The sequence below is a fragment of the Streptomyces sp. NPDC059499 genome, from assembly GCF_042749285.1.
Taxonomy (GTDB): domain Bacteria; phylum Actinomycetota; class Actinomycetes; order Streptomycetales; family Streptomycetaceae; genus Streptomyces.
In genome coordinates this window covers 17465-29120 of the sequence record NZ_JBHYTT010000002.1, presented here as the reverse complement: position 1 = coordinate 29120, position 11656 = coordinate 17465, and the positions used below count along the sequence as shown (strand labels likewise).

Below are 11656 nucleotides of genomic sequence, written 5' to 3'. Positions count from 1 at the left end.
TCCTTGATCGCTCAAGGGACCTTCGTCCTCGGAGCGGCCGGGACCTTCGGCGGAGGGGGCGAATCTGCCCGTATCACCGCCCAATGTCCGCAAAGGGGCCTTTAGGGCTGGGCTTAAACCTGATCTCAGATCCTGATTTCAGCATGTTTAGGACGGTTTGAGTGGGCACTCCCGGGCGGGTCGCGAGGGGATTTCCGCAGGGCCTGTCTACGGCTTTTCTTCGTAGATGGGGGGTTTGAGTGTTCTGGGCGATCCGGGTTACCAAGGTGGAGCAAGCCCGGTCCGAGTGCCGGGTCCCAGCACCCCGGAGGTTCTCCCCGTATGTCGAAGCGCGTTACGTTCCAGCACTCCCGCCGCCCGTCCATGTCCCGCGTCAGTGGCGCCGTCGTGGCCGCAGGCCTGGGTGCGTCGATGGTGTTCGGTGCGGGCGCGGCGTTCGCGTCCGGTACGACGGGCACTGCGGGCACCGCGGCTCTCGCCGGTGCGGCCACGGCCCAGTCCGTTGCCCAGCAGGCGACCGCCCAGGGCAAGGCCGCCGAGGCCGCCAAGAAGGCTTCGGTCGAGAAGAAGGCCGACAAGAAGGCCGCGGCCAAGAAGAAGGCCGCAGCCGCGAAGAAGAAGGCCGCGTCGTGGGAGGCCCCGGTCAACCACTACGTGCTGAGCGCGACCTACGGCACCGGCGGCGACCGCTGGGCCAGCAAGCACTCCGGCCAGGACTTCGCGGTGCCGATCGGCACCAAGGTCGAGGCCGCGCACTCCGGCCGGGTCGTCAAGGCCGGCCCGAACGGCGGCGGCGACGGTCCCGCGTACGGCAATGCCATCGTGATCAAGCACTCCAACGGCAAGTACTCGCAGTACGCGCACCTCTCCAAGATCGAGGTGAACGTCGGCGACCGCGTGAAGACCGGCGAGAAGATCGCCCTTTCCGGCAACACCGGAAACTCCAGCGGCCCGCACCTGCACTTCGAGATCCGGACCACCCCGAACTACGGTTCGGCGATCAACCCGGTCTCCTACCTGAAGGCCGAGCACGTCCACATCTGATGGAGTGCCCGCGATGCCGGTAGCGGCTAAGCGGCAGGCCCCGGGTCGTGGGCCTTGGTCACCAGTTCGATGGCGACCTCGAGAGCAGCCTTGCGCTTCTCCTCGGGGTCGCCTTCGGCGTCTCTGAGCGCGAGCATCCCCGCGTGCATCGCGAAGAGTGCGGTGAAGCAGCGCACCTGGTCGGTGAGCGGGGCGTCGGGTTCCTTGATCAGGTCCACCAGGGCGATGACCCGGTGCTTGATCGTGTGGCCGATGCTCAGATCGCGCACGGTCGCCTGGTTCTCCTGCATGAAGCGGAAGAGCGGGGCGGCGCGGTTGAGTGCCTCGCTGTAGCGGACCAGGATCTCCTTCTTCGTCTCCAGGGTGCGCGGCTGTTCCTTGCCCCAGGCGAGAAGCTCCTCGACGGGCTGGTTCAGGTCCTCGAAGATGCTGTTGAGGATGTCTTCCTTGGTCTTGAAGTGGTAGTACAGCGCCGCCTTGGTGACGTCCAGCTGCTCGGCGATCTCGCGGAGAGAGGTCTTCTCGTAGCCCTGTTCGGCGAAGAGGTCGAGGGCCACGTCCTGGATGCGCTGCCGGGTGTTGCCCCGGCGCGGCTGCGGCCTGCTGCCCATGCGACTCTCCCAAGAACTTACTTGACGACCGGCTAGTTAGGGGTCTACCTTCCCTCAGTGTAGCCAACTAGCCGGGCGGCAAGTAAGTGCCCCGGTGGCGGACCGGACAGCAGGGGATCAGGGGAGTACGGGACATGGCGGATCTGAAGAAAGCGGCGTCGGCCGGGAAAGCGGAGTCACAGCCACGCAGCGTCCGGGTGGTCGTTCTCGCCCTGATGATCGCGATGCTGCTGGCCATGCTCGACAACCTGATCGTCGGCACCGCGATGCCGACGATCGTCGGCGACCTGGGCGGCATGGAGCATCTGGCCTGGGTGGTCACGGCCTACACGCTGGCCACGGCGGCCTCCACGCCCATCTGGGGCAAGCTCGGCGACATGTACGGACGCAAGGGCATCTTCCTGACGTCCATCGTGATCTTCCTGATCGGTTCGGTGCTGAGCGGAATGGCCCAGGACATGGGCCAGCTCATCGGGTTCCGGGCGATCCAGGGCCTCGGCGCCGGCGGTCTGATGGTGGGCGTCATGGCGATCATCGGCGATCTGGTGCCGCCCCGTGAGCGAGGCAAGTACCAGGGCATGATGGCGGGCGTGATGGCGATCGCCATGATCGGCGGGCCGCTCGTCGGCGGCACCATCACCGACCACCTCGGCTGGCGCTGGAGCTTCTACATCAACCTGCCGCTGGGCGCGGTCGCGCTGGCCATGGTCACCACGGTGCTGCACCTGCCCAAGAAGGAGCGCACGAAGGCGAAGGTCGACTACCTGGGCGCGGCGCTGCTCACCGTCGGCATCACCGCGATCGTGCTGGTCACCACCTGGGGCGGTTCGGAGTACGCCTGGGGCTCGGCCGTGATCATGGAGCTCATCGCCCTCGGCGTGGCCTCCCTCGTCGGCTTCGTCTTCGTCGAGACGAAGGCGGCGGAGCCGATCATCCCGTTGCACATCTTCCGCAACCGCAACTTCACGCTCATGTCGATCGTCGGCTTCGTCGCCGGTTTCGTGATGTTCGGTGCGGTGCTCTTCCTGCCGCTGTTCCAGCAGTCGGTGCAGGGGGCCTCCGCGACGAACTCCGGACTGCTGCTCCTGCCGATGCTGATCGCGATGATGATCGTCTCGCTGATCGCCGGCCGGGTCACCACCAGTACCGGTAAGTACAAGGTGTTCCCGATCGTGGGCAGCATCCTGATGGTCGCGGGCCTGTTCCTCCTGTCGACCATGGACACCGGCACCACGCGCTTCACCTCCGGTGTCTACATGGCGGTGCTCGGCGCCGGCATGGGCTTCCTGATGCAGATCACCATGCTCGTCGCGCAGAACAGCGTGGAGCTCAAGGACATGGGCGTCGCCTCCTCCGCGACCACCCTCTTCCGCACGCTCGGCAGCTCCTTCGGAGTGGCGATCATGGGTGCCCTGTTCACCGGGCGGGTCCAGGACGAGATGGCGGCCCGCGGCGGCGGTGGAGCCACCGAGACCTCCGCCCAGCTGAATGCGGCGAGCCTGGCGAAGCTGCCGGTCGAGATGCGTGAGGCGTACGAGTTCGCGGTGTCCTCGGGAACGCACATCGCCTTCCTGCTGGGCGGCTCGATCGCGGTGCTGGCCCTGTTGGCGGCACTGTTCGTCAAGGAGGTCCCGCTGCGGGGTACGGAGAAGCCGGAGGCCGCTCCGGTCGACGACGCGGCACGGCCGCGGCCGTCGGCGGCCAAGGAGTCGCAGACCGTCTGAGCAGCTGTACGGCGTGTGGGCCCCGGATGCGTGACGCCTCCGGGGCCCACACGCGTCCGAGACGGCAGCCCACCCGTCAGTCCTGTGTCTGCTGCCCGGACTGCTGCAGGACCGGGAAGCTCCCGGTGTTCGTCGGCGCGTGTTCGGGCAGCCACAGCACGGCGACGGCCCCGCCCGCACCGTCCGCCGCCCCGGCGGGCGCCGCGTTGCGGAAGGTGAGCCGGGCACCGAGGACCCGCGCCTGTCCGGCGGCGATCGTCAGCCCCAGCCCGTGCCCGTGGCCGGCCCGGTCACTGCTCCCGGTACGGAACCGGCTCGGCCCGTCCCGCAGCAGCGCCTCCGGGAAACCGGGCCCGTGATCGCGGACCCGCAGGACCCTGCCCTCGACGGTGACCTCGACCGGGCCCGCCCCGTGTTTGGCGGCGTTCCCCAGCAGATTGCCCAGGATGCGTTCCAGGCGCCGCGGATCCGTGGACACCCAGGACTCGTGCACCACCTGGACCGTGATCCCCGGATCCAGCAGGGCGACCCGGCGGCTCACGAACTCGCCGAGCGGCAGTTCCTGCAGCTCGGCCCGCTCCGAGGCGCTGTCCAGCCGGGCGACCTCCAGCACGTCCTCGACCAGGGTCCGCATCGCCTGTGCCCGGTCCCGTACGAGCTCGGTCGGGCGACCCGGCGGCAGCAGTTCGGCCGCCGTGAGCAGTCCCGTCACCGGGGTGCGCAGCTCATGGGCGATGTCCGCCGTGACCCGGCGTTCCGCCTCGATCCGTTCGTTCAGGGCGTCCGTGAGGGCGTCGACCGCGCGGGCCAGCTCATCGGTCTCGTCCCGTACGACGCCGCCGACCGCCTCCCGTACCCGTACATCCGTGTTGCCCTGGGCCACCTTGCCCGCCGCTGCCGCGGCCTTGCGCAGTCTGCGTGAGAGCTGGCCGCCGATGAGCACCCCCAGGGCGCACCCGCCGAAGACGACCGAGACCGAGCCGATGACGAGGGCGCGGTCGAGGTCGCCCATGATCGTGGCGTTGCGGTCGGCGAAGCGGGTGTGCAGCGAGAGGACGTCACCGTTGGCCAGCGGTACGGCCGCCCAGACGTCAGGTACTCCTCCCGCGTACTCGTCGACGTGGGTGGCGCGCCGGTTGTTCCGGACCTGGTCCCGCAGGCTGGAGGGCATCGCCGGGTCGTTGAGTTTGGCGCCGAACTTGGGCGACGGCTTCTGTGTGTTCGACGCCTCGTACAGCCTCTGGGCGAACAGCAGCCGTTCCAGCTGTACCTCGCGGGCGTTCTCCAGCATCGAGACGCGCGCGGCGTTGTGGACGACGAGACTCAGGGCCACCGCGATGAGTGCGCCGACAGCGGCGATCGCGATGCTGATCTTCCAGCGGACACCGGTCCGCAGAGCGAGCCGCCTCATGCGCGGAACTTGTAGCCGAAGCCGCGGACCGTCTCGATCCTGTCCTGCCCGATCTTGGTGCGCAGCCGCTGCACATGGACGTCCACGACCCGTGTGTCGCCGCCCCAGCCGTAGTCCCAGACCCGCTCCAGGAGCTTGTCCCGGGACAGCACGGTGCCGGGGGCGGAGGAGAACTCCAGCAGCAGCCGCATCTCGGTCGGCGTCAGGCCCACCTGCGCGCCGCCCCGGCGTACCTCCATGCCTTCGGTGTCGATCTCCAGATCACCGAAGACCAGCGCCCCGCCCGTCCCGTGCGACGGCTCGGCGGCCGTGGCGCCGCCCTGCCCGCCCGAGGCGTGGCCGAACCGGCGTAGAACGGCGCGGATCCGGGCGACCAGTACCGCCCCGTCGAAGGGTTTGGTGACGTAGTCGTCGGCCCCGGCCTCCAGGCCGAGGACCACGTCGATCGAGTCGGCCCGCGCGGACAGCATGATCACGGGAACGGTCGACTCGTCGCGGATGCGGCGGCACAGGCTCACCCCGTCCAGTCCCGGCACCATCACATCGAGCAGGGCGATGTCCGGCCGGTCCGCCCGGAAGGCCTCCAGGCCCAGCAGACCGTCGGGCATCGCGGTGACCGTGAAGCCGACCCGCTCCAGCGCGAGCTGGGTGGCCTCGCGGATCACGTCGTCGTCCTCGACGAAGAGGACGTGGGTCTCGGCCATGCGGGCTCTCAGTTCTGCGTCGTCGGCGGGGCGGGAAGTTCTCCGTCCCCGTTGCCGACGGCCCGGTTGAAGTCGTTGTGCACCCGGTCGGTCTCGGTGAACCGGCCGGCCGACCAGCGGTAGGTGATCACGTCCTCGCCCGACGGGTAGGCGACCGAGTCCTTCGAGCCGTACACCTGGGTCGTCACCACCAGGTCACCGCGGTCGATGGTGCCGTAGACCGCGGGTATCTCGGCGGCGAAGACGTTCTCGTACGTACCGTCCGGGCGCTGCCGATAGGCGTAGGTGCCGACCCCCACCGAATCGCCGCAGGTCATCACGTTGACCACGACGTCGGGTGCGGGACCGTCGGTGAGTGAGCCGTACGAGGTGTCCACCGGGTACTCGTCACCGGTGCAGGGCCTCAGATCGCTGCTGATCCGTCGGCTCACCTCGGGGTCACGCTTGACCAGCTGCACGGCGTCGACCGGTGCGGCGGGCTTCGCCGTGCCGGTGGGCAGCACGTTCGAGGGCGTCACCTGAGCCACCGGCTGGGTGCCCGCGGGCCCCTCGTCCCGGGTGCCCGTGCCGCCGGTGGAACAGCCGGCGCAGAACAGCCCGAAGGCGGCGAGCCCGGCCATGGCCGTACCTCCCGCCGCCAGACCGGCCCGGAGCCCACTGCCCCGGCCGGCCGCCGTACCGCTGCCTGTCAGGCCGCGCACCGCTCCCGCCCCCGCTCGTCATGACGCCTGTCCTGCTGCGCCGGTATCCGCGCCGGTGTTCCCTCGGCCTCGCGGCTCCGGGCGGCACGGTCCTCCAGCTCCTGGCGCAGTCTGGCCAGGGCGCGGTGCAGCGTGCTCTTCACCGTACCGGCCGACATGCCGAGCGCCGCGGCCGTCTCCTCGGTACTCATCTGCTCCCAGTGTCGCAGCACGACGACGCTGCGCTGCTTGGGAGCCAGGACACCCAGGACGTCGATGAGCAGCGCACGGTCGGCACGCTGCTCGGAACCGTCGTCGACGCTCGCGTCGGGGAGCTGCTCGGTGGGTACCTCGTCGAGCTTCCGGGCCCGCCACCACTCCGTACGCGTATTGATCATGACGCGGCGCAGATAGGCGTCGGCGAGCGACTTGTCGGCGATCCCGTCCCACCGGCCGAGGGTGCGGACCAGGGCGGTCTGCAGCAGGTCCTGCGCATCCACCGGGTCCGGAACCAGCCGGCGGGCACTGCGCAGCAGTGCGTCCTGCCTGGTGCGCACGTACTCCTCGAATTCGAGCACCTCGCCCTGCGCCATAACAACCGCCTCCGTCCCCGTGAATCCCCGTGGTACCGCTGGTCAGCGGGTGATCCCGTTCGCTGACGTCGCAGACGCTACGGAGGCGTTGTCACGAGGGTGTGCGGAGGAGCCGTACGCGGACGCACGGCTGTCCATCGGTTGTGTAACAGCCGCTGGACAGCCCGGTCCGCCGGAGGGAGTCAGGTCAGGGGCAGCCGGTACTGGCCGCCCGGAAGGGGTTCGACCAGTCCGTCGGCGACGAGTCCGTCGAGGGCCCGCGCGCGCTGCACCGGTTCCTCCCACACCGCGTCCAGCGCGGACTGCGGCACGGGCGTCACCGCCTCACGCAGAACGGCGAGCAGCCGGCCCCGTACCTGCCGGTCCGTACCGGCGTAGGTCTGGCCGCGGCGCGGCGGTCCCTGGTGCGCGGGCTTGCCGGCCAGCCGCCAGGCGCACTGTCCGGCGATCGGGCAGCGCGTGCAGTCCTCGTTCTTCGCGGTGCACACGAGTGCGCCGAGTTCCATCGTGGCCGCGGCCCAGCGGGCCGCGCGCTCGTCCTCCTCGGGGAGCAGTGCGCGGGCGAGCTTGCGCTCGGCCGCCGTGGTCGCGTTCGGCGGGTACTGGATGCCGGAGGCGGCGCGGGCGAACACCCGGCGGACGTTCGTGTCGAGCACGGCATGACGCTGCCCGTACGCGAACGAGGCCACGGCCGCCGCCGTGTACTCGCCGATCCCGGGCAGCGCGAGCAGCTGGTTGTGCTCGCTGGGTACGTCACCGCCATGGCGTTCCGTTATCGCCTGCGCGGCCCCGTGCAGGCGCAGGGCGCGTCGCGGGTAGCCGAGCCGGCCCCAGGCGCGGACCGCTTCACCCGGCGCGTCGGCGGCCAGGTCGGCGGGGCGCGGCCAGCGGGCCATCCATTGCTCGTACACCGGGAGGACCCGGTTCACGGGAGTCTGCTGCAGCATGAACTCGCTCACCATCACACCCCAGGCGCCCGCTTCGGGGCGGCGCCAGGGCAGATCGCGGGCGTGCTGCTCGAACCACCCGATGACGGGGGTGTGGAGGGAGGCGGGGGGCGTGTGTGTCGAAGTCGTGGCAGTCATCGCACCTACGATCCTGGCACGGAAGGCAGGACATGGGGCACGGCCACGGGGGTGTCGGCCCGGCTGAGGGCTCAGGGAGTGATATTGCCACCCGTTCTGACCCTTCTGGTCCTTCCAGAGCCTTCGAGGACGTCCCGGGACGGTTCCGCGCGGCACAAAGTGGCCGGAAGTGGCCGGGAACGGCCCCTGCGTGATGATGATCCGGAAAACTTGAGGATCAGAGCGGCGGGTGGGGCCGGAGTCGGCCCGGATCTCTCGTACAGTTTGCGCCGTGGGATCTATGCGCAATCCGGTCGGGCCGCTTCCCTCCAGCATCTACTGGCGGCGGAGGGCAGTTGCGGCGATGGTGATCGCGCTGCTCGCGGCACTGGTCGCATGGGCCGTCACCTCGGGTGGCGGCGGCGGGACGAAGGACGACGCGAAGCCCGGCGACTCGGATCCGGCCCCGTCCATCACCCCGGGACCCTCCGGATCAGGACCGGCAATCAGCCAACAGCCGGGCGGACGCGACGAGTCGGACTCCGGTGGGAGCGGGGACGGTGCCGCCGACGCGGGCTCCGACGGAAGCGACGGCGACGGCGGCACGGGTGGCGACGCCGGATCGGGCGCGGGCGGGTCCGACGGCTCGGCGGCGGGCGGCACGGGAACGGGCGGCGGCGGGACCACGGGCGAACAGGTGCCGGCCGGCTCCTCGCTCCCCAACTGCGCACCCTCCGTGCTGCAGTTGAGTCTCCGTACGGAGAACAGCTACGGCCCCGACGACAAGCCGGCGTTCCGGCTGACCGCCAAGAACACCTCCGGCAGCGCCTGCAAGGCCGACTTCGGGCCGAAGAGCGCGGTGCTCACCATCACCGAAGCCGGCGGCAACGACGAACAGGTGTGGTCCTCCAAGGACTGCCCGTCGGGCGGCGCGGTGTTCCTGAAGGTCCCGGCAGGGGCGACCATCGTTCACACCGTGGAATGGGACCGGAAGAAGAGCGCGCCCCAGTGCGCGACTCCGCCCCCCGGCAAGGCCGCCCCCGGTACGTATCTGCTCGAGGCGAAGGCGCCGGGCGAGCCGCTGCAGCGCGCCTCGTTCGTCCTCGCCAAGGACTGACCGGCAGGACCGGAGCCTGCCCGGCAGGGACCTGGCCGGCCGCCGGGTCCGAACTAGACGTACCGCTCCAGGATCGAGGACTCCGCCAGTCGCGAGAGCCCCTCCCGTACGCTCCGGGCCCGCGCCTCGCCGACCCCGTCCACCGTCTGGAGGTCGTCGACGCTCGCGGCGAGCAGCTTCTGCAGGCCGCCGAAGTGCTCCACCAGCCGCTCGATGATCGCCCCCGGCAGCCGCGGCACCTTCGCCAGCAGCCTGAAGCCCCGCGGCGAGACCGCGGAGTCCAGCGTCTCGGGCGAACCGCTGTAGCCCAGCGCCCGCGCCACCACCGGAAGTTCGAGCAGCTCCGTGTGCGAGAGCGCGTCCAGCTCGGTCAGCGCCTCCGCGACCGTACGGGACCGCTTCGCGGTCGGTTCGGGCACGTAGTCCCGTACGACCAGCTCCCGCTCGGGCTCCACGCCCGCGATCAACTCGTCCAGCTGGAGCGACAGGAGCCTGCCGTCGGTGCCCAGCTCCACCACGTACTCGGCGATCTCGGTGGCGATCCTGCGCACCATTTCCAGCCGTTGCGCGACCGCCGTCACGTCCCGGACGGTCACCAGGTCCTCGATCTCCAGCGCGGAGAGCGTCCCGGCGACCTCGTCGAGCCGGAGCTTGTACCGCTCCAGCGTGGCGAGCGCCTGGTTGGCACGGGACAGGATCGCGGAGGACTCCTCCAGGACCCTTCGCTCTCCGTCCACGTACAGCGCGATGAGGTGCATCGACTGGGAGACGGAGACGACCGGGTACACACACGCTTTGGAGACCCGGTCCGCCGTGCGGTGGCGGGTGCCGGTCTCCTCGGTGGGGATGGAGGCGTCCGGGACGAGCTGCACTCCGGCCCGCAGGATCTTGGTCATGTCCTTGTCGAGGATCAGCGCGCCGTCCAGCTTGGCCAGCTCGCGCAGCCGCGTCGCGGTGAACTCCACATCCAGCACGAATCCACCGGTACACATGGATTCGACGGTTTTGTCCATGCCGAGGACGATCAGCCCGCCGGTGTTGCCCCGGAGAATGCGCTCCAGGCCGTCCCGCAGGGCCATACCGGGCGCCACTGCGCTCAACGAGGCGCGCATCAGCGCCTCGTTGCCGGTGCCTTGGCCGGACTTTCCGGGCGATGCTGCCCGGTCGTTGGCTGCCACTGCACTCCTCCGGTCACAGGTTTGCGGTGCCCTTGCGTCCCTCATGGCGTTCGTACGGGCGGGCGAGACCAGGGCAAAGTCTACCGGCGTGCGCCGTCCTCCTGTGGTCCGTCCGAGCGAGACCTGCGCGGGAGGACTCTCAGAGCATCACCCATGTCGGCGACTTCCGTGACCTTCATACCGGCGGGGACCTGCCCCGGGTCCCTCGGGACCAGGGCGTGCTTGAACCCGAGACGGTACGCCTCGGCGAGCCTGCGCTGGACCCCCGTAACCCTTCTGACCTCCCCGGCGAGGCCCACTTCGCCGATCGCGACGAGGTTCTTCGGGAGGGGGGTGTCGCTTGCCGCACTGGCCAGGGCCAGCGCGATCGCGAGGTCCGCGGCGGGCTCGGTGAGCTTCACGCCGCCGACCGTCGCGCTGTAGATGTCCCGCTTGCCGAGCGCGCTGATTCTGCCGCGCTGCTCGAGAACCGCCAGCATCATCGAGACGCGAGAGGTCTCCAGGCCCGAGGTCGTGCGCCGGGGCGAGGGGATCTGCGAATCGACGGTCAGCGCCTGGACCTCCGCGACGAGAGGGCGCTTGCCCTCCAGGGTGACGGTCAGGCAGGTGCCGGGAACCGGCTCGTCGCGCCGGGTGAGGAAGAGGCCGGACGGATCGGCGAGTCCGGTGATGCCCTCGTCGTGCAGCTCGAAGCAGCCGACCTCGTCCGTGGCCCCGTACCTGTTCTTGACGCCCCGTACCAGACGGAGGCGGGCGTGCCGGTCGCCCTCGAAGGACAGCACGACGTCGACGAGGTGCTCCAGGAGCCGAGGCCCCGCGATCGCGCCGTCCTTGGTGACATGGCCGACCAGGAGCGTCGACATGCCGCGCTCCTTCGAGGCCCGGATGAGGGCGCCCGCGACCTCTCGGACCTGCGCCATGCCACCGGGTGCGCCCTCGATCTCCGGCGAGGCGACGGTCTGTACGGAGTCGAGGACGAGGAGGGACGGCTTGACCGCGTCCAGATGCCCGAGGACGGCCGACAGGTCGGTCTCCGCGGCCAGGTACAGGTGATCGTTGATGGCCCTGATCCGGTCGGCCCGCATCCGCACCTGGCTCGCGGATTCCTCCGCTGTGACGTACAGCGTGCGGTGTTCGTCGCTCGCGGCCTTCGCCGCCACGTCCAGCAGCAGCGTCGACTTCCCGACGCCCGGTTCGCCCGCGAGCAGCACGACGGCTCCCGGCACGAGCCCGCCCCCGAGCACCCGGTCCAGCTCACTCACGCCGGTCGAGCGCGCCGTGGCCTGGCGGCTGTCGACCTGCCCGATGGGCAGAGCGGCGGTGGAGACGCGGCCCGCTGCCGTGGTGCGCACGGCAGGGGCGCCGCCGAACTCCTCGACCGTCCCCCAGGCCTGGCATTCGGGGCAGCGGCCGAGCCACTTGGCGGTCGTCCAGCCGCATTCGGTGCAGCGGTAGGACGGCCGGTCCTTCGCGGATTTCGTACGGGCAGCCATGGCGTCACCGTATAGGGGTGGTCCGACAGTGCCGACC

At 70.2% G+C, this 11656-nt stretch carries 11 protein-coding genes; 3 read left to right on the top strand and 8 right to left on the bottom strand.

The genetic code is table 11. From position 1 onward, the window contains the following. Nucleotides 1–321: 321 nt before the first annotated feature. Nucleotides 322–1044 (top strand): M23 family metallopeptidase, encoded by a 723-nt coding sequence (locus ACFW9O_RS05350; protein ID WP_384605326.1) that lies wholly within the window; start codon nt 322–324, stop codon nt 1042–1044. Between the two features lie 26 nt (nt 1045–1070). Here ACFW9O_RS05350 and ACFW9O_RS05345 read toward each other — a convergent pair whose 3' ends face one another. Then, entirely contained in the window at nt 1071–1655 is a 585-nt protein-coding gene (locus ACFW9O_RS05345; RefSeq protein ID WP_329209808.1) for a TetR/AcrR family transcriptional regulator, read from the bottom strand. A gap of 134 nt (nt 1656–1789) precedes the next feature. Between ACFW9O_RS05345 and ACFW9O_RS05340 the strand changes: the two genes are divergently transcribed. Continuing rightward, nucleotides 1790–3379 (top strand): MDR family MFS transporter, encoded by a 1590-nt coding sequence (locus ACFW9O_RS05340; RefSeq protein WP_384605323.1) that lies wholly within the window; start codon nt 1790–1792, stop codon nt 3377–3379. A gap of 76 nt (nt 3380–3455) precedes the next feature. Here ACFW9O_RS05340 and cseC read toward each other — a convergent pair whose 3' ends face one another. The 5 genes from cseC to ACFW9O_RS05315 all read right to left on the bottom strand — a co-directional run bounded on the left by cseC (nt 3456) and on the right by ACFW9O_RS05315 (nt 7852). Then, complete coding sequence (cseC, locus tag ACFW9O_RS05335) at nt 3456–4790, bottom strand: two-component system sensor histidine kinase CseC (protein ID WP_384605321.1); 1335 nt, start codon at nt 4788–4790, stop codon at nt 3456–3458. After that, complete coding sequence (gene cseB / locus ACFW9O_RS05330) at nt 4787–5494, bottom strand: two-component system response regulator CseB (RefSeq protein WP_351178264.1); 708 nt, start codon at nt 5492–5494, stop codon at nt 4787–4789. Before cseB ends, cseC begins: the two co-directional genes overlap by 4 nt. Before the next feature lie 8 nt (nt 5495–5502). Beyond that, entirely contained in the window at nt 5503–6195 is a 693-nt protein-coding gene (locus ACFW9O_RS05325; protein WP_384605318.1) for a hypothetical protein, read from the bottom strand. Beyond that, nucleotides 6183–6767 carry a SigE family RNA polymerase sigma factor gene (locus ACFW9O_RS05320; RefSeq protein ID WP_351178267.1) on the bottom strand — a complete coding sequence of 195 codons (585 nt, stop codon included), beginning with the start codon at nt 6765–6767 and terminating at the stop codon, nt 6183–6185. Before ACFW9O_RS05320 ends, ACFW9O_RS05325 begins: the two co-directional genes overlap by 13 nt. Nucleotides 6768–6949: 182 nt before the next feature. Then, on the bottom strand, nt 6950–7852 hold the full coding sequence (locus ACFW9O_RS05315) for an A/G-specific adenine glycosylase (protein ID WP_329209815.1): 903 nt from the start codon (nt 7850–7852) through the stop codon (nt 6950–6952). A gap of 271 nt (nt 7853–8123) precedes the next feature. Here ACFW9O_RS05315 and ACFW9O_RS05310 point away from each other — a divergent pair, with 271 nt between their 5' ends. Next, nucleotides 8124–8948 carry a hypothetical protein gene (locus tag ACFW9O_RS05310; RefSeq protein WP_384605315.1) on the top strand — a complete coding sequence of 275 codons (825 nt, stop codon included), beginning with the start codon at nt 8124–8126 and terminating at the stop codon, nt 8946–8948. A gap of 53 nt (nt 8949–9001) precedes the next feature. On the opposite strand, the gene disA is transcribed toward ACFW9O_RS05310, so the two are convergent. Together disA and radA are read right to left on the bottom strand one after the other, a co-directional pair. Continuing rightward, the gene (gene disA / locus ACFW9O_RS05305) at nt 9002–10126 is read right to left on the bottom strand and encodes a DNA integrity scanning diadenylate cyclase DisA (RefSeq protein ID WP_351178271.1); all 1125 of its coding nucleotides are present in this window, start codon (nt 10124–10126) and stop codon (nt 9002–9004) included. Between the two features lie 80 nt (nt 10127–10206). Beyond that, the gene (radA, locus tag ACFW9O_RS05300; protein WP_384605312.1) at nt 10207–11619 is read right to left on the bottom strand and encodes a DNA repair protein RadA; all 1413 of its coding nucleotides are present in this window, start codon (nt 11617–11619) and stop codon (nt 10207–10209) included. Between the last annotated feature and the right edge of the window lie 37 nt (nt 11620–11656).